At 59.3% G+C, this 23,308-nt stretch carries 18 protein-coding genes and 1 pseudogene; 7 read left to right on the top strand and 12 right to left on the bottom strand.

Going from position 1 to position 23,308, the window contains the following annotated elements; translation table 11 throughout:
- Nucleotides 1-135 precede the first annotated feature (135 nt).
- Both CXR02_RS21430 and CXR02_RS21440 read right to left on the bottom strand, forming a co-directional pair.
- Nucleotides 136-1,110 (bottom strand): PHP domain-containing protein, encoded by a 975-nt coding sequence (locus CXR02_RS21430; RefSeq protein WP_258061168.1) that lies wholly within the window; start codon nt 1,108-1,110, stop codon nt 136-138.
- 579 nt (nt 1,111-1,689) lie between these two features.
- Nucleotides 1,690-2,580, bottom strand: a complete 891-nt coding sequence (locus CXR02_RS21440) for a LysR family transcriptional regulator (protein WP_104063835.1) — start codon at nt 2,578-2,580, stop codon at nt 1,690-1,692.
- A 380-nt stretch (nt 2,581-2,960) separates the two neighbouring features.
- Here CXR02_RS21440 and CXR02_RS21445 point away from each other — a divergent pair, with 380 nt between their 5' ends.
- The 4 genes from CXR02_RS21445 (at nt 2,961) to CXR02_RS21460 (ending at nt 7,187) form a co-directional block, all read left to right on the top strand.
- Nucleotides 2,961-4,301, top strand: a complete 1,341-nt coding sequence (locus CXR02_RS21445) for an MFS transporter (RefSeq protein ID WP_104063836.1) — start codon at nt 2,961-2,963, stop codon at nt 4,299-4,301.
- Nucleotides 4,302-4,391: 90 nt separating this feature from the next.
- The gene (locus CXR02_RS21450) at nt 4,392-5,738 is read left to right on the top strand and encodes an aspartate aminotransferase family protein (RefSeq protein WP_181037327.1); all 1,347 of its coding nucleotides are present in this window, start codon (nt 4,392-4,394) and stop codon (nt 5,736-5,738) included.
- Nucleotides 5,735-6,709, top strand: a complete 975-nt coding sequence (locus CXR02_RS21455; RefSeq protein ID WP_104063838.1) for a phosphotriesterase — start codon at nt 5,735-5,737, stop codon at nt 6,707-6,709. Before CXR02_RS21450 ends, CXR02_RS21455 begins: the two co-directional genes overlap by 4 nt.
- A gap of 76 nt (nt 6,710-6,785) precedes the next feature.
- Nucleotides 6,786-7,187 (top strand): carboxymuconolactone decarboxylase family protein, encoded by a 402-nt coding sequence (locus tag CXR02_RS21460; protein ID WP_104063839.1) that lies wholly within the window; start codon nt 6,786-6,788, stop codon nt 7,185-7,187.
- A gap of 423 nt (nt 7,188-7,610) precedes the next feature.
- Here the strand turns inward: CXR02_RS21460 and CXR02_RS21465 are convergent, their stop codons facing one another.
- Nucleotides 7,611-9,272 carry a GMC family oxidoreductase gene (locus CXR02_RS21465; protein ID WP_104063840.1) on the bottom strand — a complete coding sequence of 554 codons (1,662 nt, stop codon included), beginning with the start codon at nt 9,270-9,272 and terminating at the stop codon, nt 7,611-7,613.
- Between the two features lie 123 nt (nt 9,273-9,395).
- On the opposite strand from CXR02_RS21465, the gene CXR02_RS21470 reads away from it, so the two are divergent.
- A complete protein-coding gene (locus CXR02_RS21470; RefSeq protein ID WP_104063841.1) occupies nt 9,396-10,415 on the top strand; it encodes a GlxA family transcriptional regulator in 1,020 nt (339 codons plus the stop codon).
- Nucleotides 10,416-10,448: 33 nt separating this feature from the next.
- On the opposite strand, the pseudogene CXR02_RS23095 reads toward CXR02_RS21470, so the two are convergent.
- The 8 genes and pseudogenes from CXR02_RS23095 to CXR02_RS21505 form a co-directional block, all read right to left on the bottom strand.
- Nucleotides 10,449-10,824, bottom strand: a pseudogene (locus CXR02_RS23095) (IS110 family transposase); the annotation flags it as partial.
- A 217-nt stretch (nt 10,825-11,041) separates the two neighbouring features.
- Nucleotides 11,042-11,806 carry an SDR family NAD(P)-dependent oxidoreductase gene (locus CXR02_RS21475; protein ID WP_181037328.1) on the bottom strand — a complete coding sequence of 255 codons (765 nt, stop codon included), beginning with the start codon at nt 11,804-11,806 and terminating at the stop codon, nt 11,042-11,044.
- A 281-nt stretch (nt 11,807-12,087) separates the two neighbouring features.
- Nucleotides 12,088-13,071 (bottom strand): alpha-ketoacid dehydrogenase subunit beta, encoded by a 984-nt coding sequence (locus CXR02_RS21480; RefSeq protein ID WP_219816474.1) that lies wholly within the window; start codon nt 13,069-13,071, stop codon nt 12,088-12,090.
- Between the two features lie 13 nt (nt 13,072-13,084).
- Nucleotides 13,085-14,035: a thiamine pyrophosphate-dependent dehydrogenase E1 component subunit alpha gene (locus tag CXR02_RS21485; protein ID WP_104063844.1), complete on the bottom strand. Its 951-nt coding sequence runs from the start codon at nt 14,033-14,035 to the stop codon at nt 13,085-13,087.
- Nucleotides 14,036-14,074: 39 nt separating this feature from the next.
- The gene (locus CXR02_RS21490; protein ID WP_219816475.1) at nt 14,075-14,869 is read right to left on the bottom strand and encodes an IclR family transcriptional regulator; all 795 of its coding nucleotides are present in this window, start codon (nt 14,867-14,869) and stop codon (nt 14,075-14,077) included.
- Nucleotides 14,866-16,146 carry a M20 family metallopeptidase gene (locus tag CXR02_RS21495; protein WP_181037329.1) on the bottom strand — a complete coding sequence of 427 codons (1,281 nt, stop codon included), beginning with the start codon at nt 16,144-16,146 and terminating at the stop codon, nt 14,866-14,868. The genes CXR02_RS21490 and CXR02_RS21495 overlap by 4 nt, the downstream gene beginning before the upstream one ends.
- 75 nt (nt 16,147-16,221) lie before the next feature.
- A complete protein-coding gene (locus CXR02_RS21500; RefSeq protein ID WP_146072581.1) occupies nt 16,222-16,941 on the bottom strand; it encodes an SDR family NAD(P)-dependent oxidoreductase in 720 nt (239 codons plus the stop codon).
- Nucleotides 16,942-16,964: 23 nt separating this feature from the next.
- Nucleotides 16,965-18,332, bottom strand: coding sequence for an MFS transporter (locus CXR02_RS21505; protein WP_104063847.1), 1,368 nt, complete (start codon nt 18,330-18,332; stop codon nt 16,965-16,967).
- A gap of 317 nt (nt 18,333-18,649) precedes the next feature.
- On the opposite strand from CXR02_RS21505, the gene CXR02_RS21510 reads away from it, so the two are divergent.
- The gene (locus CXR02_RS21510) at nt 18,650-19,963 is read left to right on the top strand and encodes an aspartate aminotransferase family protein (RefSeq protein WP_104063848.1); all 1,314 of its coding nucleotides are present in this window, start codon (nt 18,650-18,652) and stop codon (nt 19,961-19,963) included.
- 430 nt (nt 19,964-20,393) lie between these two features.
- Entirely contained in the window at nt 20,394-21,782 is a 1,389-nt protein-coding gene (locus CXR02_RS21515; RefSeq protein ID WP_104063849.1) for a glycerophosphodiester phosphodiesterase family protein, read from the top strand.
- 621 nt (nt 21,783-22,403) lie between these two features.
- On the opposite strand, the gene CXR02_RS21520 is transcribed toward CXR02_RS21515, so the two are convergent.
- Nucleotides 22,404-23,033, bottom strand: a complete 630-nt coding sequence (locus tag CXR02_RS21520) for a TetR/AcrR family transcriptional regulator (RefSeq protein ID WP_104063850.1) — start codon at nt 23,031-23,033, stop codon at nt 22,404-22,406.
- Nucleotides 23,034-23,308 lie beyond the last annotated feature (275 nt).

Here is a 23,308-nt window from a genome sequence, read left to right on the forward strand (position 1 = left end):
ACTCCCACACCGGTCCAACACCGAAAAGAACTGAACCTTCTGCTCCGGCGTGTATTTCCTCCTGCTGGCAGCTTCTTTCGTTAAAGACGACACGGTCGTTGCAACTCCCAAAAATTCTGGGTGTTGCAACGACCGCTAGAACCCGCCCTCCGTCCGGCCCTTTGCGTCGAAGTCACTGCCGGGCCCACGCACAGTAGTGTCAAGGTAGACGTTGTGGCTGTCCGAGGTCGCGGTAACGGAGAAGAGCCGCCCTTCCGCTAGTAGGCCGTCCCATACGCCACCAACCGTGGCCGTCATCCAGTCGAAGCCGCCCCAGGTTCTGTAAGCCTGCTCAGGATAGCCGCTGAAAGAGTACGTACTCGCACTGTTGCCGTACAGGCCGCGGGTACCGCCGTCCTCGGTGGAGTGCGGAGCGGGCAGCCCTGCAGCCTGATGCCCGGGTGCGCCCTCCATGCCGATCACGACTTCCGGGGCTGCATCGATCCAGGCCCTGATCTCGTGTGGTGAATCGATGCCGAGCCTGGACGGATGGTTGGGGATCATGATCATGTCGTTGACCCGCCGATTGGTCCGGGCTTCGCCCATGAACCTGATGCCCTCCAGCGCCAGGGCTTCGTTGGCGGGGGTACCGTCACGAGTGCCCTTGACCCGTGCGTCCCAGCGCGCCTCCAGTTCCTTCAGGACGGCAATGTCGTCCCGGCCGGGCGCTACAAAAACAGTGGCGTGCTCGGCCCCCGGGATGTTCCATTCCAGGCCGTGATAAATCAGAATCTGATCGCCGAACTCCTTACGGGCCTGCTCAACAAACGGCACGATCTGGTCGGTGCTGAGCCGGGAGTGCGCATCGTTGCCGTGGTCGGTGAGGACAATCCAGTCCACGCCGTTTCGCAGCGCCTGCCGGACGTGGTCTGCCACGCGGTACTTGCCATCATTGCTGAAGAGCGTGTGGACGTGGTGGTCACCTTTCAGCCAGAAGTAGCTGCCACGCCTGGCCCGTTGTGGGGCCGCCGCCAAGGCCGGATTGGAGGTGACTGAGGCGAGTGATACGCCGAGTCCCAGGACCGATCCGGTTTTCAACAGTCCGCGCCGGGACATGCCGTTTTTCGTCAAGGCTTTACTGCCGTTCTGTGGAATCAGAGAATGGGCGGCCTTCCGCGTGACCGTGGGACCGCTCACTGCCGGTTAGCCTCTAGAGCTAACAACCTCTGGGAGAACAAAGCGGGAACTGCAGCTGTCCAAGGGGTGAACGCACCCTTGACATCAGCGGCTACTGTCCTCGGCCACATCCTGATCCGTAGTCTGGGCAGATGAACCCGTTGCAGTGGCCGGAACCACTCCGTCGGCGTCGGGCAGGTCATGATCTCGCACACGATGTCTGACCTGCACTCCATGCACCACTTTGCGGTTCGGGCATCGACGAAGCGGACGTAGGTGGGGAGCAGCTGTTCGTAGAGGAAGTCTTCGACTGGGCCGAACACGAGCCGATGGGATCATGGATGAGACATGATCAGCGTGTTCACCTGTAGGGCCTCTCGGGCTGCTGCAGCCGCTCTCTGTGGCGCTCAGAGGGCATTGACCAGCGGGTCGGGGCTGGCCCGCCCAACCGCGGGGTGGCCAGCGCCAACGGTGGAATGCGGGTCATGATGAGTGCGCGGAACAACTACCTTCCAGAGTATGAGACCGAGCAGATCATGAAAACTCACTTGCTGCACGTGCCAGTGCTGATCGGACTGCAATGATGCGGGGGTGTCGTCCTGCTCCACGGCGGGTTGAAGTGAGAATCGATCTGTAGGCGTCAGGTCTCCCCAAGGGGATTAGTCTGATTTCGGGGCGCTGTATTCCGTATGTGAGTCTGGGGAGAAATCCGACAGCCTGTCCCGTTTCGATGAGCCGGCGATGCACGATCAGATCGTGGGAATGAAAACGAACGTCTGGTTCGAAGCCAGCCTCGCGACAGCGTGCTATAGCCCATCTATGTGCTGGTGTCCCAGCAGGCTCCAGAACCCAGCGATCTTGAGCGAGGTCCTCAAGGGATTGAACGTTGTCCCTTCCGCTCACCCCGATCTGAATCGGGTCCCTGAACAGTGCTTCATGTTCAATCTGGGGGCCGCGGGAAAGGGGATCAGCTGGGTACTCCTGGGTGACTGCGATATCTACGCCACGGTTCTGGATGGCTTCCAATGAAGCCTCAGGTTCCAGATGGAAAACCTCGATCCGGAGTTTCTGGGCCTCCGTTTCCAGTTGCGTGAGAACAGAGGGTAAGAGGGTAACGGCGGCACTCTGAAACATGGCGAGACGGATGGTCCCAGTGACCGAGTCCCGAGACGCGGCAAGGTCGGTTTCTGCACGTTCCAGAATTTCTAGTAGCTCTTCTGTGCGCGCAACGAGCATCTCTGCTTCGGCGGTCAGCCGTACACCTCGTCCAACAGGTTCCAAGAGCTTGACTCCGGCCTGTGCTTCAAGCTGGGACAGCTGTTGTGAAATGGTCGCGGGAGAGTAGGACATGGCCGCAGCAACAGCGGCGAGCGTGCCACGGCGTTGGACTTCCCTTAGCATCCGCAGGCGATTGAGATCCAGCATAACTCCGACTCATTGATAATCCTGAACAATCAGACCCTATAACACTTACTAGACTTAACAACAGTATTTAACGAGAATGGTCATACAGGCAAATGGGGCTGTTGTAAAGGGTCCATAGCAGTTCCTTCCGTCACTTCTCGCCAGATTGGTGCGCTGCCAGGAGCCAAACGTCCGCGGCCAACCTCTGGCCTTCAGAAAGGACAGGCCCCAGAACTTTTTGCCTGCACAGCCCAGCCTTGGCTCGATGGAGCCAAGGGGAGCGGGGGCGGATCCAGAAAGTGCCCCACCATTCGCAATGCCTAGCGACCCCAGCAAAGTCGGAATCGTTTCCACTTGCAGCTAATGGAGGTCCCCTAGATCGTGACGAAAGTAAGTGAAACATGTCAGCAAATAGCACACCGATTCAGGTTCTACCGGACACCCAGGGCGAACAACCCCGAGGAGTTCGTTCCCTGACAAAGCTGCAGAAACGGGTCCTAGCGGGGGGTAGCGTTGGTCAGTTCGTAGAGTTCTACGACTTCGCCTTATATGCACTCAACGCTGTCGTCATTTCTCAGCTCTTCTTTCCATCCGCGAGTACCTCAGCGAGCTTGCTGGCTACGTTTGCCGCCTTCGGCGTGGCCTTCGTTGTTCGCCCATTAGGCGGTCTATTCTTCGGTGCCCTCGGGGACAAGATAGGCCGTCGCAGGGTTTTGACAATTACGCTCATGTCCACTGGAGGCGCTACGGCGCTAATAGGCCTATTGCCGACATACAACCAGATCAACTTTCTCGCACCACTACTTTTGGTGCTATGCAGGATGGTTCAAGGTTTTTCTGCCGGCGGTGAATCTGTCGGGGCGCCATCCTTCGTCTTTGAGCATGCACCAATAAACAGGCGCGGCCTATGGATAAACATCACCCTTGCAGTAACGGCATTGCCTTCGGTCGTCGGAGGGTTCCTGTTTCTTGTTCTCAGCCGCTCAATGAGTAATGACCTGTATCTCGCCTGGGGATGGCGTATTCCGTTTCTCATGGCAATTCCGTTGGCAGCCGTTGGCCTGTGGATTCGTTTCCGCACAGAAGAATCAGAAATATTCATCGCAACGAAAAAGGAGCAGGTAAAGGAGTTTAGTCCCATTCGAGAGGCCTTCTCTGAGAATAAACTGAGAATGATTCAAGTAATACTTGTCATGGGACTAACGGCAATGGGATTTTACTTTCTCACTGGTTACTTCATCTCCTACGGCCAGACGTCGGGCGGGCTCACTCGCGAACAGTCGCTGCTCATCAACGGTGGAGCCATGTTGCTGTATGCGGTACTGCTTCCATTAGGCGGACTCTTGAGCGACAAGTTCGGCCGAAAGCCGATGCTGATCGCCGGGTCGTTCTTGCTCGCCGTCGCCGCCCTGCCCTGTTTCATGTTGGTCACGAGCGGCACTTTGGTCCTGGCTTTGCTGGGGCAATTGTTGTTAGTTATTCCATTGAGCATTTATGGCGGTGGCTGTTTTACTTTTTTTGTGGAAATCTTCACTACGAAAACTCGCTTCACATCAGCCGCGATCAGCTACAACGCCGGTTATGCCATTTTCGGAGGAACAGCGCCGTTTATCGGCGCCGCCCTGGTCGGAGCCTCTGGAGTTTCCTATGCGCCGGGGTTCTACATGATGGCTGCAGCGATCGTGGTCTTGCTATTGCTGCTCTTCACGCCAGTGCCTGAAACTCGGGGACGTATCGGATAGTTGGTGACCCGGAAAATAATACTATTTTCCTTTCTGGGTGATCCGGAACTAAGAACCACAAGCGCTCTTCCAAGGAATGGTTCAATAAAATTGAAATCAAAATTGATACAGAATATTCTCAACGCGGAGCTTCCCAAGGTTGATTATGCTGAAGGAGTGTGGCTGTTTGATACAAACGGAAAGCGATACCTCGATGGGTGCTCAGGGGCTGTTGTCGCAACTTTGGGTCACGCCAATCCGAAGATCATCGAGGCGATGGTCAAGCAGGCCGGCAAAGTAACCTTTACGCACCGTGGTGCGTTCTCGAACGAACAGTCTGAGGCGCTTGCTAATCGTCTTGGCGACATGACCGGATACTCAGGTGTCTGGTTCGTCAGTTCAGGTTCTGAGGCTGTCGAAGCGAGCATTCAGATGGCTATGCAGTACTTCCGCGAGATCGGACAACCGGAAAGACAGTGGTTTCTTTCATCCGGACTCGGATACCACGGGAGTACCTTGGGCGGCCTCTCTTTGTCCGGGCACATTCGAAGGACCGCCATTGCCGGCCTCGGCCACCCCTTCGCCACTCTTCCCACCCCTTATATTTTCCGCGATGCAGCCGGTCGCAGCGAAGACGACTATGCAGATGATCTCATCGAGCAAGCCAGGAAGCAGTTTGAGGAACACAAGGATCACCTGGCTGCAGTGATCATTGAACCGGTCGGTGGAGCCACTCTCGGCGCGACCGTTCCGCCCATCCGTTACATTCAGGGGTTGCGCGCCCTGTGCGCCGAATATGGCGCCCTCTTCATCGCCGATGAAGTCATGACAGGGTTTGGTCGTACCGGCCGGATGCTCGGATCCCAGCACTATGATATCGAACCGGACATTGTCGCCGTAGGAAAGGGATTGGGCGCCGGATACACTCCTATCGCCGCCGTTCTGCTTTCCGAAAGAGTACTTACGGCCATTGAAGACGGAACCGGCCGAGTCCAAGGCGGCCACACATACTCCGCCAATCCACTGTCCATTGCCACCGCATCAGCAGTGATGGAGATTCTCGAATCAGAAAACGTCATTGAACGAGGAAGACAGGCAGGCACCTACCTGCGCGGCCAACTCGAAGTACTAAGAGACCGCCACATCATCATCGGTGACGTTCGAGGGCTCGGTATGCTTCTCGGCCTCGAATATGTGACTGACCCCGAAACGCTCGGAGTGTCACTGCCGCAGGGCGAGCTATCGGGCCGTATTACCGCGGCAGCCATGCGCCACGGCCTCGTGATTTACACAGCCGCCGGTGGATTCAACGACGCGACGTGTATCGCCCCACCCCTGACGATCACCCACGAGGAGATAGACATGCTAATCACTTCCCTCGAAGCCGCCATCACAGACATCGAGACAGAACTCATGCAGGAAGGCGTCATTTCCGTCCTCTCAGGAGCGGCATCTTGAGACGGATCAACACTGCCCTTGGCACCGTAGACCCGGAAGCGCTCGGGCGAACCCTTGCCCACGAGCACCTTTTCATCAATATGACACGGGAGCGACGTGGTGACGGTCTTCTTAACGATGAGGCCGTTATGACCGACGAGCTCAAAGTCTTCGCTGATCAAGGAGGCCGCACCATATTCGACCTCACCAGCGCAGAACTCACCCCTGGTTCAATCGTCAACGCATCCTCTCGGCCCTCCGTCGCGGCTTCGCCCGCCACCAGAGACCCAATGAACGTGGCTGCCATTCAACGAGTTTCGAGAGCGACGGGGGTGAACGTCGTTCTTGGAACAGGCCATTATCGCGACCCCTATTTGGACCACGCCATTCTCGACCAAATGGGTGTGGACGGGATAGCGGATGGGATCGTTCGGGACATCACGGAAGGTTTTCCGGGGACTAATGCAAAAGCCGGGATCATCGGCGAAATTGGCGCCGACAAGTGGTTCGTCTCCGCGCTTGAGGAGCGCTCATTCAGGGGAGCCGCACGCGCGAGTGTAAGAACTGGCGTTCCGGTCTACACACACGCCGCCAGATGGACAGTTGGCCGTGACCAGCTGGACATCCTTTTCCACGAGGGCGTCGCCCCGGAGAAAATTGCGGTGGGACACACTGATACGGTCCCGCAGCCGGGCTTTGCTGTCGAACTGGCCAAAAGAGGAGTTTACGTTGGCATAGACACCATTACCGCCATCAATCGCTTCGCCGTTCAACCCAGAATCGACCAAGTCCTGGAACTCGTACGGGCCGGCCACCTCGAACAGATCCTCTTCGGTCACGACGTGTGCTTGTTGTCGCAATTACGCGCGTTCGGCGGTGATGGCTTCGGTTTCGTGCTCGGCGGTTTCAAAGAAGGGCTCCTGCAGTCAGGACTCACCGAGGAGGAGTTCAACGTTATTACCATTGCCAACCCCGCACGGCTGCTGAGTTGAGGGCAGGGTGGGCGTCCCAGCAGCACGTCGAAGCGAACAATTGTTCCGCACACCACATGAAGAGGCTGAATCAGAGATGGTGACTCAAGGATCGCATCAAGACGCCTACCTTGCAGGGCTCAACATGCGGACGAACGTAATGGGAGCCGCACACGTAGAACGATCTGTCGGCCAGGTCAGTGAATTTTGTCGCCCCGCCCAGGAATTGGTCACCGAATACGCCTGGGGTGAGGTTTGGTGCAGGCCTGGGCTCGATCGGAAAACCCGCAGCATGCTCAACATCGCCATGTTGACCGCCCTTAACCGCTCCCAAGAGCTCGCCGGTCACATTCGCGGCGCCGTGAACAACGGAGTCACAGAAACGGAGATTCAGGAGACTCTGCTGCAGGCGATGATTTACTGCGGCGCCCCAGCCGCATTGGAGTCCTTTCGCGTGGCGGAAAGAAGCCTGACTGAAATCCAGGAAGAGGCTCCGTAATCCAGATCCAAGTCTCCGATTGAGTGCCACGCGTGTGTCATGCCGGGTCGTTGTAGCCGTCAGAACGGCACCAGCCGTCCCCGGTCCCCGTTACCTTAACCATGGAATGGCTGGACTCAGTGGACCTTGCTGCCGGTCAACGTCTCCACCGGGCCGGCGCCGCGGCGGCGGGATCGTCGGGCGGCCACCGGTGCCGGACGATAGACCCCCGCTTTCGCGCAGCAAGGCACCACGGTCGTGCGCTCAGTCCGTTCGCCGCCCCACAGCAACAGCAGCAGCAGACTCCGACAGTCACCCCCTCCGTGATGCCGGCCACGTCAGGCCGTAGGCCAGTATTCCTTAGGCATCTGTTCCGTCGTCACCCCGACTGTCGCCGCGGTCCTGTCCGTGGGGACGGTCGGGGCTTTGCTTTTGGCGACGATCTCACAAGCGGGTTGGCCGAAATCCTGTCGTACCCGCCGACTCGAGAGTCGAATCTGCACCTCTCATTATGAGCGCGGCGGCCTTCTCGGCAATTGCGTAAACGGTGGCGTTCGTGTTGGCTGAGACCGGTGACGGCATGATGGAGGCGTCAGCGACGCGGAGGCCCGAGATGCCGTGAACGCGGAGGTCCGGGTCGACGACCGATAGGTCGTCGGTGCCGACCCGACAGGTGCCTGCGTAGTGGAAGTAGACCAGGAGGCTGTCGCGCAGGTATTGGCGGACCTCGGCGTCATCGGCTACCAGGGTTCCAGGCTGTGCCTCCGTGCCTCTGACTTGGGCAAGGGCGTCACGGCTGCCGATGAGTCGCGCGATGCGCAATCCTTCAGTCATGACTGCGACGTCCTTCTCGTCGCCCAGATAGTCGGGGTCGATGAGAGGCCTGGTGGCGGGGTCCGAATCGGCGAGGCGGACGGTGCCTCGGCTGGAGGGAGTCATCGCCGAGAATCCGATGGCGTAGCCGTTGTCAGGCCCGGACATACTGTCCGCGCGGTAGGGCTGGCTGATGAAGAGAATCTGAAGGTCCGGTCCGTCGGCGGAAGGGTCCGTCTGGACCAGTCCCACTCCCTGGCCGTAGATGTTGTGCCGGTCGAAGGCCAGCGGTGTGGAGACCTCGTAGACGACGGTTGACATCGGGTGGTCGTGGAGGTTGCTTCCAACGCCCGGGAGGTCGTGAACAACGTCGATGCCGACGGAGGACAGATGTTCAGCCGGGCCGATGCCTGACAGCATCAGCAACTGCGGCGTGCCGATCGCGCCCGCCGTGAGGATCACTTCGCGTCCGGCCTCGACGGTCGAGAGGAGACCGTCTATGGAGTACTCGACGCCTGTACAGACACCGTCGACGATGAGGAGGCGCCGGACCTCTGCACCGGTGAGCACATTGAGGTTGTGACGGTTCATGACTGGGCGCAGGTAGGCATCCGCCGCGCTCTGGCGCGCTCCGTCGGTGACGTTCGCATCCGACAGGCCGAACCCTATCTCGAGGCCACTGTTCACGTCGTCGACGAGCGCGAAACCGGCCTCGGCTGCGGCCGCGAGGGCTCCGGCGACTGCTGGACTCGGATGCGGTGTCGGCCCGACCAGGAGCGGACCGGTGGTACCGCGGATGGCAGGGTCGCGTCCTTCGGTTGTCTCGCTGCGCCGGAAGTAGGGCAGGAGGTCGTTGAATCCCCAGCCGGTTGCACCCTGATCAACCCAGGCGTCGTAGCTTGATCGGTGGCCGCGAAGAAAGTTCAGGCCGTTGATGCTGGAGGACCCCCCGAGCGCGCGTCCCCGAGGCGCGGGGATGACGGTGCGGGAGAAGGTCTGGGGGACAGTGGTATCGCCCCAGCTCGCTTCGGTACCAAGGAGGGTCGGCCATACGCCGGGCGTGGACATTGAAGGAAGGTCGGTGGCCGACCCCGCCTCAACAAGCAGCACATGCACCGCAGGATCCTCCGTGAGTCGGTTCGCCAGGACGCATCCCGCCGTACCTCCGCCGACGACGACATAATCGTAGCCGCGCGCGATGCAGCGGTCGTGTCCGGCTGTGATCTGCTCTGTTTGGTGCGTGGAGGTGGAGTCAGGGGAGCGGGCGGAGTGTGTTGACGAATCTAAAGACATTGGGGCCTTTCGCGGTTGGGAGTCGAAGGATGACGTGCACGGTGAACACGTCGTGCCTCTACCCTCGTCTCGAGTCAGACCAAAGGCAATGGCCGGGGAGCCAATATGTGTAAGGATCGAGCCATGAGGGTTTTCACGCACGCCGATCGCCATCGCGTCGCCGTTCTCGTGCGCGACGGCGTCGTGCCCCTTGAGCTCGGCTCGGTCAGTCAGCTCTTCGGCTCGGCACAGACGGCAGAGGGCACGCCGCTCTACGAGGTCGTGACCTGCGCGGTTGTGCCCGGAGTGGTGCGCACGGACTGCGATTACAGCATCAACGTCATGACGGGGCCGGAGGCGCTGCTTGAGGCCGACACGGTGGTCCTGCCAGCCTCAATGGAGCAGGACCAGATCCTCGTTCCAGGCGGTCTGTCACCAGAGCTCGCCGATGCCTTGGGGAGCATCCGGCCGGACGCGCGGATCGCCTCGATCTGTACGGCGGCCTTCGTCCTGGCCGCTGCAGGCCTATTGAACGGGCATAAAGCCACGACCCACTGGAAGACCGTGCACGAGTTTGTGGCAGCGTTTCCCGACATCCCACTGGAGCCGTCGGTACTCTACACCGACGGAGGGAACATCCTCACCGCAGCAGGCCAGGCATCGGGCATCGATCTCTGCCTGTACATGATTCGGAGGGATCACGGCTCGATCGTCGCCAACGCTGTCGCGCGGTATGCCGTCGTTCCGCCCCACCGCGATGGCGGCCAGGCTCAATACATTCCTCGCCCCCTGTCGGTGTCGACTGCGACGTCGGCCAACCCGACCCGTGACTGGGCACTGAAGCACCTTGGCGACGAGCTGACCCTGAACCAACTCGCCGCGCACTCACAGCAGAGCGTGCGCACTTTCACTCGACGCTTCCGAGACGAGATGGGTGTTTCAGCCATGACCTGGCTCACCCAACAGCGCGTCGAACATGCCCGGATGCTTCTGGAGGAATCGGACCTCGCCATCGACCAGGTCGCAGCCAAGGCAGGCTTCGGCAGCGCCGCATCACTTCGCCAACACCTGCAGGCCGCGATTGGCCTCTCGCCCAGCGTCTACCGGGCCACGTTCGCCGACCGCCCGGAGCGGTCGGTGACTGTTCAGCCCGAAAATACGTAGGCCACGGCCCGGGGATCGCTGAGATTCCGGGACCGACCCTCCCGGAATGCTCACGAGGAGCTCCCGTGCGAAGCGAAAGATCGCCGTCTTAAATCCTGGCGCTGAGGTCCTCGATGTCCCGGTTGCCGGTGTCGATGCGGTGAAGAGACATGGACGCCACGTAGCGGTGATGGGCTGCTGAACCGGCCGCGCGGGGACCTTCGAACGCATCCTGCGTCGGGCCAGGTCTGCCACTACCGCCGGATCCTCCTGCCCCTAGATGAGGGCCTGCAGCATGAGCCGCCCGGAAACACCGGTGATGTCCGAGGCCACCGAGGAACGTTTGATGCAGGCGCCTTCGAGAGATCGACGGTGGCCGCACGAAAGAGGCCCTTACCAGCCTCTGGGCGCCCAGATCGGCCCGCCAGGCGCGTGGGAGACATTGGCGTCTCACCAGAAATTCCGTATGAACCAGCCCACCGGAGCCCACCGGATCGGCCGCTAGTGCCCTGCAAGGGATGCCCGGAACCGCAGACAAGGCAGGTCGCCGCTCCTCCCATTGCATGCACGACGCGTCGGTTCGGTGGCCATCTTCCAGCGGTCCCAGCGGACTCCGCCTGGAGGGGCACGTGAGTTTTTTGCGGCGCTCAGCCGATAACAATCCCCCCATCGATGGTTATTACTTGGCCTGTTATGTGCTTTGCGGCCGCAAGGAATTCCGTGGCGGAGGCGATGTCGCGGGGAGCGGCGACCTGCCCGTTTGCAGCTTCTTTGCCGTTGAGTTTTAGTCCTTCGGCTTCATAGAGTCGTTCCAACCGCTCAGTTGCTACGGGGCCAGGGGCCACGGAATTGACGGTAATGCCATATTCCCCGACGTCTCGTGCCAAGTAGCGCGTGTACTGGATGACTGCCGCTTTCGCGATCCCATAGTGTGCGTAACTCCCCAGTTCGGTAGGTCGAATTCCGTTGATTGAAGAAATGGTGACTATGCTCCCATTCCTTTGCCGCTTCATTTCTGGAACCACGGCTCGACAGACGTTGACCGTCGTTAGCAGGTTGCGGTGCAACGCTTCCAGGATGGTGTCCGTGGCAAGCTCGGAAGCGCGATTCGCAAGCGGTGTTCCTGAACCGCCGCCTGCATTGCAGACCAGGACGTCGATCTTCCCCCAGCTTGCGAGCACGTCCGCCACCGCGGAGTTGACTTCCATTTCGTCGGTTAGGTCCAACTCAAAGCCAATGAGGCGTCCTCCATCTGCGGCACCGGAATCGTCGATAGGCGAACCAACTCGAGGGATATCGACGGTTAATTCACGGTCGAGAACCGCCACCCTGTCCCCGGCTTCCAAGAATGTCGTTGCTATCGCTCGGCCTATTCCTCGAGCGCCTCCGGTCACGATGACGTTCCGGCTCACTGTGAGACTGTCCGTCCGGTGGAGGATCGTCGGCTGCCGCCGAATTTGAAGACTGACTTCGAACCCGCCTTCGTGAGCAAACCATGACTGAGCTCGCCCGAGTGCGCGTCGAGCCGTGTTGGATTCCAACTGGTAACCACGATTTTTCCTTTCAAAGAAATTTTTATGCCGGATATGTAATGTACTGAGCCTGTGTTAACGGCGGGGTGGCACCGAGTCGACATTCGCTTGGAAGATATGTGGCTGACCTGTCGATTTCGCTGCATTACGACTTCAAGGTGTTACGAGGCACCGATTTTGACCGGCTTGAGGGACTTCGAAATTGCGCTTGCTATGGCATTTCGGTTGGGAATTAGTGCATCAGCCAAATGCGGGGCGGCCGGTATCCGCGCAGGAGGGGTGCCGACACGCAAGGGTGGCTGGGCCAAGGTAACTCCCGAACTAACAACTTGTGCCACGATCTCGGCTCCTACGCCCAGGAATGTATGCGCTTCGTGAACCACAGCGAGCCGTCCGGTTTTCCCTACCGATTTGAGGATGGGCCCTATGTCCAGTGGCCGGATCCATCTGACATCGATGACCTCAAGGTCTATTCCCTTCTCGGCGAGCTCCTCAGCTGCTTCAAGGACACGATGTTGCATGGCACCCCAGGTTACGACGGTCATTGTGGATCCCCGACGTCGGACGGCTGGCTCTCCTACCGTCGGCAGGGGGCCGTCCAAGTCAATCTCCGCTTTGGCCCCGTGGTAAAGAGTGCGGTTTTCGATGACGATGGTCGGATTTGGTGAATTAATAGCGGCGCGCAGCAGGCCGTACGCGTCCTGCTGGGTGGCGGGCATGCATACTTCGAGACCGGGGATGTGCGCGAAAAGAGTTTCCAGCGACTGAGAATGTTGAGCGCATGCGCCGGGCGCATTCCCTTGCTGCGTGCGTACCGTGAGGGGGGCACTCAAGCGACCGTTCGATACGTAGCGGACGTTCGCCGCTTGGTTTGCGAGCTGATCGAACGCTACCAAAGTAAAGTCGGCCCACATGATTTCAACCACCGGGCGCATGCCGAACAATGCGGCCCCTACGGCACCACCGAGAATTGCCGATTCTGAGATCGGGGTGTCGAACACCCTCTCACCGAAACGTTGCTGGAGTCCCTTCGTTACGCCGAAGACACCCCCTGGTAGCGCCACGTCCTCACCGAAGACTATGACCTTCTCGTTTTCTTCGAGCTCCCTTGCCAAGGCTGCGTTCGCAGCTTGTGCAAAAGTCATTACAGCTGAGTTTTTAGGCATATAGATTCTCCAAAACATCGTGGGTGCTCGCCAATGGGTCGCTGAGGGCTAGTTGTGAAGCGCCCGCAATTTCCTGGTGAGCTGAATGGCTGATTTCATCCAAGGCGCCTTGGGAGTATCCGCGTGTCAGCAAGGTTCTTTCAGCTCGGCCTATGGGTTCTTCCCTGTCGGCCTTATCCAGATCATTTTTCGTGCGGTACGTTTGTGCGTCCCCGATGTAGTGACCCACGATGCGAGCGGTCATTGCTTCGACCAGCACCGGGCCTTTACCTGAACGCGCGCGTTCACATGCCGTCGCCATTGCGTCGTGCATGGCTTCGGGATCGTTACCGTCGACGCGGGCGCCAGTGAATCCATAGATCGCCGCTCTCTTGAAAAGTACGTCGTTCTTGACCATGGCGGAAATAGGAGTCATTTCCGAGTAACTGTTGTTTTCAACGATGAAGACAACCGGCAGGTCCCGAATGGCGGCGAAGTTCATAGCTTCGTGGACGGAGCCTTGATTCAGGGTCCCGTCGCCGAAGGACGCCACGGCTACGCGGCCTGATCCGTCAAATGTTGAGGCGAGGGCGGCGCCAGCTGCAATTGGAGCTCCGGCGCCCACGATGGAATTCTCGCCATACATGGCATGATCCGGGGCGGAAAAGTATGCCGAGCCTCCCCGGCCGGCGTTAACCCCGGTTGACCGGCCCAACAGCTCGGCGAGAATCTGCCTGGGCGGCAGTCCCAGGGCAAGCGCCCATCCGTGTCCTCGATATGTGGGAAAAACCGCATCTCTCTTCAGGTCGAGGGCTGCTGCCGCGCCGACGTAGATGGCTTCCTGTCCGTTGCAGAGATGGACCGACCCGACGATCGAATTCTCAAGCCGGAGGCGAAAGATTTCTTCTTCGAGTTTGCGGATTCGAAGCATGTCTTTGTACATGTCGACTAGGGGGATTGTCATGAACCGTCCTTTTGATTGGCTGTGATTGCTATCTGACGTCTACTCAGGGACAGCAGTGCTGGTTTCCTGCTGTTTCAAATAGGCGCTGGCCCTGTTTGCTGCATCTCTGACTTGAGCGCTGAGTGAGGTTGATCTGAGCCGGAAGCGGTCGGTGGGGGCCGACACGGCATAAGCGCCGACGGGCTGGCCAGTGGAATTTACGAAGGCCGCTGCGACGCAACAGACTCCGATCTGAAATTCCTCGTTGTCAACGGCGTATCCATCGTTACGGACCTGAGTCAGGTTCGCCAGCAACTCCGTACGTGTTCCGATCGAGGCTGGGGTTGGTTGTTCCAGAACTTCAACGGGGAGAATGGCCCTAACTTGCTGTTCCGGCAAGCGGGCCAGTATCGCTTTTCCCGAGGCACGTGCATGAAGAAGTCCTACAAAGCCCACATCCAGGTTGCCGACTGATATTGGTTGAAGACCGGGCAGCCATTCCTGCAAAATGATCGCTCCCTGATACCAGCCTGAGATGTACGCGGTTTCCCGCGTCGCTCGGTTCAGACCCTCAAGGAACGCAGACAACCCCGGGAGGGGCTTCGTGTGCGCTACGACGGAGCTACCGAGCCGTGCCGAGCGCTCTCCCAGAGCGTACTTTCCCTGAGGAAGCTTGATTACAAACCGGTCATTTTGCAAGGTACGCAGAAGGTTGTAGCAGGTGCTGGATTTCAGGCCAAGCGCCTGGCCGAGGCTCTTTGCAGATTCCTTTCCGTCGGAGCCTGCGATGATCTCTAGCATGGCCAGACCGCGAGAAAGCGTGTGGAGGGTGGTCGCAGCGGGGGTCTGCTTCACCACTCGCCCCTCGCAAGGCCGAGGGTACTGATGGTCCGTGAGATGATTCTGGCCCCCGCGACGAGATCCGATTCGGAGATTCGTTCGTTGGGGCTGTGGGCAAGCGAGAGGTCCCCAGGACCGAATACAACTGTCGGGATCTTCTCAGCGCCGTAGAAAGCGGCGTCAGACCCGGCGGTAAGCCCACGCATGGTCGTCCCCGGCGTAACTTCTTGGCACGACCGCGCCATTGAAGTTACGAGGGGATGCTTGTCCGCAGTTTCCCATCCTTGAATTGCTCGCTCAACGGTCACGACTGAGGCAACCGGCCAATCATTCCTTTGGTCCACTCCGGCAACTGCATCGCGGACTAACTCCATGGCAAGTACGGGATCCTCGCCCGGTAGGATTCCCCAGCGCCCGGACATGGTCGCAGCGCTGGGAACCGCCGCACGCCATTCCCCCGCGCGTACAACGCCCATTACAAAGGGAATGACTGTGGGGACTTCCGCATAGTGATCCGACGCGTAGTCCACCGACCTGCGCGCGTTGAGAGCGACCAGATCGGAGTGAATTTCAATTAGCTGCCTGAATGCATCGCGTCCCTTCCACGGCGAAGAGGTATGGGCGGATACGCCAGCGACCTCAATAGTCATGAACAGCAAGCCCGAGCTCACAGGCGCTGCACGGTTGCCGGTGGGTTCAAGAACGATAACGGCGCTCGGATTCGGGACCGCCTCGAGACTCGCCAACGTCCCTGATCCTGTGGTTTCCTCTCCGGCGGTGAGCACAACAGCAACATCGAAGGGGAGGGTGCCTTCAGATTGTCTCAAGCTCTCCAATGCAAAAATCGCCGAAACTATGCCTCCCTTAGTGTCAACGGCACCGCGCCCGTAAATGAACCCATCTTCGATGTCCCCAGAAAATGGATCCCTGTTCCACTTGTCTAGATCTCCGGGGGGAACAACATCCAGGTGCCCGTTGATGACCAGCGTTTGGCGACCCTCAGGGGGCCACGGAAATGCGATCACATTTGCCCGGTGATCGAGAACCTCAGAATCGGGCAACAGGCCTTCCCTGTACGCCCTACTGTCTTTGAGGCTTTGTGTCGAGAAGTTCCAGTGGTGATCGGCCAACCATTGCTGTATGAATTCAACCGCGGGGGGTTCGTTCCCGCTGATGCTCTTGCATTGAACAAGGCCAGACAACAGCTGGGCCATCTCCCCGCTTTTACCCTGCAACCATTGGTCGGTCAGAGTCGGGTCAGCCACCGACAGAAGCCTGTTTTTGCCGTTCATCAAATCTCCATTCATTCGTGCCAAGTCCACAGTGCACTCATCCCTTACGTGGGTCTGAGATGTGAGAAGAATCTTCTATCGCAGCGCTCGAATGCCCCCATCGACGGTCAGAACAGATCCTGTGATCCAGCGCGCCTGGTGGCTACAAAGGAAAGCTACAGCTTCCGCTACGTCGGTCGGTTGACCGATTCGGTCAAGGGCGATGCGGGACAGCATCCGTTTGGAATAGTCCTCGCCCTGGAGTGCTGCTGTAGCAATGGGGGTGGCAATGGGGCCTGGGGCGACGGCATTTACACGTATGCCCTGCGACGCCAGTCCGATGGCCATACCCCTGGTCAATGCCTCCACGGCACCTTTTGTTGCCGCATAGACCCCATTCACCTCCGATGCGATATGGGCAGCGATGGATGATACGTTCACGATCGCACCTCCACCCGTCGGGACCATGACCCGGGCCACCGATTGGGACGGTATGAGTGTCCCCAATACGTTGACTTCGAACAGGTCTCTCGTGTCGCTAAGCGTGAAATCGAGGATTTCTCCGGAGCGATAGATTCCGGCCGCATTGACGAGGATGTCGATGCGGCCCCAGCCTGAATTCAGGGTTGCCACGAAGTCGATGACCGCACGGGCATCCGTGACATCCAGGACTGCGGGCAAGAATCCTGGACTCTGCTGATAGGTCGGTTCTCGCATGATGGAACTGTTGGCGTCAACCGCAGCGACCGTGGCCCCCAGGCCATTTAGAACCTGCGCGGTTTGGTAACCGATACCGCTGGCGGCTCCGGTGACCATGGCGAAACTGCCAGTTAGGTCTATCACGGCGTGATATCGACCGATTTTGCTTTTCCTGATCTCAGGCTGAACCGGAGGGTCTCAGGGACCACGAGTGCGGCGATCAAACTGATGAGGGCTCCGCCGCTGAGGTAAATGGCGGGTGCATAATTCGAGTTGGTCAGTTGGATCAAGGCTGTTGCGATAAATGGTCCGGCGCCTCCAAATAGGATCGCCCCAAGGTTGTATCCGATTGCGAGACCGGCGTACCGGCGCGATGTGGGAAACAGTTCGGTGAACACGGCTGCTTCGGGTGCGAGCATCATGGCCAGCCCGATGCCGATTAGGGCGAAGCCGATGATGAGGCAAATCGGATTTCTTGTATTAAAGAGCCAGAAGGTGATGGGTGAGGCTACGAGTACCCATGTGGCGCCGGCGATCAGAAGTGGACGACGTCCTATGCGATCTGCAAGGCGAGCGAAGGCCCAGATCAACATCACCACCAGCATCATTCCAACCAAGCCGCTGATTCGGGCAGTTCCGGCGTCGATACCAAGCCTGACGGTCAGGAAAGTCGGAGCATACGAGAAAATTACATAAGTTCCCATGGTCGGCGAACACACCAGAGTTGTAACGAGGAGAATGGACCTCCAGTCGTGGGCAAGCGTGCTGCGCAACGGGGTTTTCTCAGTTCCGTTTTCCCGAACGGCCTCGGTGAATTCACGGGACTCGTCCAAACGAAGGCGGAGATACAAACCAACGAGACCCAGAGGGAGAGCGGCGAGAAAGGGAATGCGCCAACCCCAATGTTCGAGCTCGGAACCGGTCAGAGTAGTGACGGCGAATGCGGCCAACGACGCCGTCATCATTGCCAAAACGATGGTCATCGGTTGCCAGGCCCCAAAGCTGGCCCTTCGGTTTCCGGGTGCATTCTCGATGATGTAGGAGGCTGATCCCATCCATTCACCACCAGCCGATACTCCCTGAATGCAGCGGAGGAGCAAGATTAATATGGGTGCGGCCATGCCAATGGTGTCGTACGACGGGACCAGGGCCATCGCAGCCGTTGCACCAGAGATAAGCAGGATGATGGTAGAAAGCGTGACCTTTCGTCCGTAACGATCGCCGATATACCCAAATACGATCCCACCAAGTGGGCGCACCAAGAAGCTAATGCCGAAAACGGCGAAGGTCAGGAGGAGCGAAGCGGCGGGATCGCTCGCTGGGAAGAACTGTGCGGCGATGACTGTGGCGAAGTAGCCGTAGAGCATAAACTCGTACCACTCGATGAAGTTGCCGATGCAGGCTGCGACTATTCCCCGCTTTGCCTGTCGACTAATCGGTTCCATGTTTGAATCGCCCGGTAGAAAAGGGGCGCGTGACGGACGGGCATTCTCTGCCGTGGTGATCATGGTGGCTACTTTCACGTCGGAAGTTCCAGTTCAGGAGGCCATCAACGATGGACGCAGGGTGCGCCAACGGACTACTGCGAAATCCTGCCGGAGTGCATCAAAACGTAACCCCGCTCACATCCCGTCGCAACTTCGCAGCCCATGTGTGTCAACTATCTGAAAAATTTGCAGGACACCTATGCACGCAGAAGCCTAGCCATTCACCAGCGGATGATCTGAGTTCAGATAGTTGAGCCATGGGTGGCGGTGAGTAGGTCGAGGGCGAACCTCCTGTTAGCTTCGAGGTCCACAATAAGGTTTGCAGTAAGGAGCTTCAAATGGTCGATACGGGCGATTCCGCCTTGCACGCTCGACACAAGGCTGTGATGCCGTCATGGCTGAACCAGTACTATGAGTTGCCTCTCGAACTGATATCAGCGTCCGGCCGTCGTGTCGTTGGCTCCGACGGGCGGACGTATCTCGATTTTTTCGGGGGACTCCTGGCAACCATGGTCGGTCACAATATCCCGGAGCTGGTCGACGCCGTGAAGACTCAGGTGGATCGCATCTGGCATTCATCGACGCTCTACCTGATCAGCAGCCAGATTGAGCTCGCTGAAAAGATCGCAAGACGCGCCCCCGTGGATGATCCTCGTGTCTTTTTCGTCAACTCAGGCTCGGAAGCTGTAGAAACAGCGTTGCTACTAGCAACCAACGCCCGCAAGAATAATGAAGTGTTGGCGTTGCGGGGCAGCTACCATGGTCGGTCATTTGCCACCGTGGCAGCGACGGGAATCCGCGCATGGTCAGCGACGTCCCTTTCTCCGCTTCAGGTGACGTATGTGCACAATGGCTACAAGTACCGAAGCCCGTTCCGGGGGCTATCGGACGAAGGGTTTGTTTCCGCCTGTCGGGACGAGCTGAGAACCATCATCGAAACATCGACCTCAGGGAATGTCGCGTGCTTCATAGCGGAGCCCATACAGGGCGCCGGAGGGTTCGCCTACCCGCCCGAGAATTTCTTTCGTGAAATGAAGACTGTGCTCGACGAATACGGGATTCCCTTTATCTCTGATGAAGTACAGAGTGGCTGGGGCAGGACAGGTTCGGCCTACTTCGGTATCGAGAACTTTGGAGTTCGGCCACAGGCGATTACTTTTGCTAAAGGATTGGCCAACGGGATGAGCATTGGCGGTGTGGTTGCCGAAGCTGGTCTTATGAACGCGCTCCCCGCAAATTCCATCTCGACAGCTGGCGGAAACCCGCTCGCAATGAGCGCAGCAAATGCCGTACTTGATTACATCGACTCTCAGGAGCTGCAGAAAAATGCTGCCCGACAGGGGGAGCGGCTTCAGATTGGGCTAAGAGCAATTGCCGACCGCTACCGCGCTGTTGGAGAAGTACGGGGGATGGGACTCATGCTCGGCGTGGAGCTCATCGATCCTGAGGATATGAGCCCGGCACCCGCCCTCGCGAACAGCGTTCTGGAAGCAGCGCGGAAGAACAATCTACTCATAGGCAAGGGTGGACTGTATGGGAACGTCCTGCGAGTCACGCCTCCCATGACCGTTACAGAGGAAGAAGTCGACGAAGCGCTGAATCTTCTGGAGGCCTCATTTTCCGAGGCCTGTTCCGCTTCATCCTTCGAGTGACCCGACCCCCTGGACCTGTTCCGATTTCAGTCGTGCTACGCAGCCCACCACGGCCGCATTAGGTCAGAGGCAGCCTTTGCCGTCCTCGGCGGCGGCGCGCCACGCCCGGCCTCCTCGGGCAAGGCAATCCGCCGCCGGCATACCCCTCCGGCGACCGCCACGTGTTCCCTCGTGGAAGACCGATGGCTGATGGCCCCGCGACCAGCCGGTGGTTCGGGCTCAGGACGCGGAGTGCTGCGTCGAACAGTTCAGTGCGCCTTCCATTGGAGGAGCGTTCGCGGGATTTCGCGTTTATGGGCATGTCTCCGTATTTGCCACGTTCATGTATCAGATGAATTGGACACGTGAATTGGTCATGTGACTCGGGTATCTTTTTACCCACGTCCAGCGGTCATCGCGCGGCGAACTTACCCCCCTCGAGAAGGTACCCATGAAACTGATCTACCACGGTCTTGCCGCCTGCGTAGGCCTCGCACTGCTTCCCTGTGTGGCAGCGCCCGCCATGGCCCAGCCGGTCTCTAATGCATCCTTCGAACAGCTCCACGCCGAGCTGCTCAACCACGGCACGAGCGCCAAGCTAATGATCGGCGCCCACCGCGGACAGTGGCGTGACTACCCGGAGAACTCCGTTGCCGGCATCGTGGAGGCCATCACCGATGGCGCTGACATCGTCGAAATCGATGTGATGCTTACGGCCGACGGCGTCCCGGTGCTCATGCATGATGCCACCGTCGACCGCACCACCAACGGCACCGGCCGCGTCTCTGACCTGACACTGGCCGAGATTAAGTCCCTGCGTCTCGTCGAAGGACTTGGCGGAAATGCCGCTGCCGTCACCGAGCACACCGTCCCCACCCTTGAAGAGGCCATGCTCGCCCTCAAGGGCAAGGCCCTGGTTAACCTCGACAAGGGCTGGGAGATCCGCACTGAGATGTACCAGGTCCTCCAGGACACCGACACCGTGGACCACGCCATCTTCAAGGGCAGCCCAGACGTCCAGCAGGCTGCTGATTTCATGGCCACGGACGAAGAGATCCTGTACATGCACATCATCGATGACGCCACCGCATCCCACATCGGCGCATTCCCGGAGCGGCCGCCGGTGGCTTACGAAGTCATTTTCGACAGCCTCCAGGACCCGCAGGTGCAGCCCGACGCGCTGACGGCCATCCGTGAGGACAGCCGCATCTGGATCAACACCTTGTGGGACAGCCTGGCCGCCGGCCACACGGACGAGAATTCACTGCGCGGCGCGGATGAAAATTGGGACACCCTGGTCGAGGAGCTCGGCGCAACCGCGCTGCAGACGGACAACGTCGAGGCCATGGACTACTGGCGGGACGGTGGACGGCTGGATCTTTGGGACCGTGAACCGGGCAGCATCCGGGTACAGGCCGAAGACCCGATCCCCGGTGGACAGGGCGTCGGCTACCAGGACAATGACGCCAACCGCTGTGGTATCCGCCCCGACGAGCCCTTCCTGGATGTCTGCGATCAGCGTGGCGCCCGCGTTCTCGGCTGGATCCGGGGCGGCGAATGGGTCAAGTATTCGGTCGACGTTAAGCGCAGCGGCACCTACGATGTCTCGGCCCGCGTATCCTCCCCGTATGTCCCGGCCGGCACAATTGTCACCGAGTGGGACGGCGAAGCCAGCGGACCGTTCAGCATCGGGAACACCACCAGCCACGACGCCCTCGAACGTCAGGACCTCGAAAGCAGGCACCTCGAGAAGGGTGTCCATGAGCTGACCCTGCGGATGCCCGCGGACCAGTACCAGAACTTCAACATCGACTACTTCCAGCTGGATCTCGTGAAGTAATTCCATCAGCATCGGCAACATGGGTGGCCGGAACCGCCGATCATCCGCTCGTCTTGGGATCGCGGACAAAGTCTAAGATCGGTCGGGTCCGCTGGACGTTCTACGTACTGTTTCATGACTTCTGCACTTCATAGGGCCCAGTAACCAGGCAGCCTCGTTCCAACGTTGGAGCGAAGCTGCGCATGAGTGGTGCAAGTGACAGGCGGTGAGTAATTATGCCTAACCGTGACGCGTTGGTTGCAGCAGGTCATGCGGATCCCGGCGGCCGCCATGTGTGCAGGAAATGCAGCGGATTATCGGGAGCTTTTGCTGTACACATGTCGGTGCGGGAGAGCGTAAATATTAGCGGCCCCGACAAGAGAATGTCGTTCGTGCACCCAACTTTGATTAGCCGCTGTCATAGGAGATGACTCGGTGGGTCAGTGTTGCTTCAGCGTCGGAGGTAGGCGGGACGCTCGCCGATCTATGCAGGGTGTCAGCCGGATCCAGGTTGCTGACCTGTTGGATGGTCAGGTCCCCCCATTTGCGAGACCGGGATCCGAGCCGATGGGAACTATGGGGGTGCGACGGGCCATTTCCTACGCTGGAATCCGTCGCCTCGGCTCGCTCCATTGACGACCGCTACGTCCCAGCATGGCTCGTCGGATCGGCGGCGGCTGTGGAGAGCAGGTGCGATAGGAGGACGAATACGTCATCGGGGTTCCACCCGTCCGGATCTGCCAGCCACGCGATTGACATGCCGTCGAAGACAACCGAGCACAGTTGTGCGACGATCTCTGGTCCTCCGGGTAAATCGACCCCGGACGCTCTGATCCAGTTGTCGGTGATCCGCTTCGCGGTCTCGCGATACAGCGCGTACTGCCGGCGTGCAAGGTCCCGCATCGCCGGAGTCCTGATCGAGAGGCTCGTGAGCTCGTAGAGCGCCAGCTGCGCTCCTGGATCATCGTCCTCCACGACGCGCCACGCGGCTCGAAGGGAATCCAGGAGCGTGGCGCCATTGCTTGCTGCGGCGGCCCGTTCCATCGCGTCACTGAGCTTGTCGAGCACATCGATGATCACGGCTTCCATCAGGTCGTCCTTGCCGGCAAACCAGTAGTGGACCGCCCCCAGCGGAAGACCGGCTTCGTCGGCGATCTTTCGGGTGGTCGCCGCTGCAACACCGTCCCGGGCCAGGACGCGCAGCGCTGCGTCGATCAGTTCGGTGCGTCTTCCGTCCGAGGAACGCTCCCGAGATTTCGCGTTTACAGTCATGTTTCCATGATGCCACGATCATGATTCAAATGAACTGGACACTTGAACTGGTCATCTGACTCAGGTATCTTTTTAACACGTCCATCGGTCATCGCGGGGCGAACTCACCTATAAGAGAGCGTCAAGCCCATGGCAACTGAAGCAGAGCACATGAAAGAACGAAACAGCCAGGTAGCGTCGGATAGTGCACCGGTGGTCTACACGCGCCGTTATTGCCTGGTCGGGGGCGGGCCGTCGTCGATGGTCATGGCGCGGGCGCTTATCAAGGAGGGTGT

The organism is Arthrobacter sp. 4R501 (genome assembly GCF_002929755.1).
In the GTDB taxonomy this organism is placed as follows: domain Bacteria; phylum Actinomycetota; class Actinomycetes; order Actinomycetales; family Micrococcaceae; genus Arthrobacter.

Coding starts and splice junctions, on each gene's coding strand:
- CXR02_RS21465 (WP_104063840.1), bottom strand. CDS start 9,272: ATGTCTTTAGATTCGTCAACACACTCCGCCCGCTCCCCTGACTCCACC.
- CXR02_RS21505 (WP_104063847.1), bottom strand. CDS start 18,332: ATGATCACCACGGCAGAGAATGCCCGTCCGTCACGCGCCCCTTTTCTA.
- CXR02_RS21515 (WP_104063849.1), top strand. CDS start 20,394: ATGAAACTGATCTACCACGGTCTTGCCGCCTGCGTAGGCCTCGCACTG.
- CXR02_RS21510 (WP_104063848.1), top strand. CDS start 18,650: ATGGTCGATACGGGCGATTCCGCCTTGCACGCTCGACACAAGGCTGTG.
- CXR02_RS21470 (WP_104063841.1), top strand. CDS start 9,396: ATGAGGGTTTTCACGCACGCCGATCGCCATCGCGTCGCCGTTCTCGTG.
- CXR02_RS21520 (WP_104063850.1), bottom strand. CDS start 23,033: ATGACTGTAAACGCGAAATCTCGGGAGCGTTCCTCGGACGGAAGACGC.
- CXR02_RS21485 (WP_104063844.1), bottom strand. CDS start 14,035: ATGACAATCCCCCTAGTCGACATGTACAAAGACATGCTTCGAATCCGC.
- CXR02_RS21500 (WP_146072581.1), bottom strand. CDS start 16,941: ATGGTCACCGGAGCCGCCAGCGGTATCGGTTACCAAACCGCGCAGGTT.
- CXR02_RS21440 (WP_104063835.1), bottom strand. CDS start 2,580: ATGCTGGATCTCAATCGCCTGCGGATGCTAAGGGAAGTCCAACGCCGT.
- CXR02_RS21480 (WP_219816474.1), bottom strand. CDS start 13,071: ATGACTTTTGCACAAGCTGCGAACGCAGCCTTGGCAAGGGAGCTCGAA.
- CXR02_RS21445 (WP_104063836.1), top strand. CDS start 2,961: ATGTCAGCAAATAGCACACCGATTCAGGTTCTACCGGACACCCAGGGC.
- CXR02_RS21460 (WP_104063839.1), top strand. CDS start 6,786: ATGGTGACTCAAGGATCGCATCAAGACGCCTACCTTGCAGGGCTCAAC.
- CXR02_RS21495 (WP_181037329.1), bottom strand. CDS start 16,146: ATGAACGGCAAAAACAGGCTTCTGTCGGTGGCTGACCCGACTCTGACC.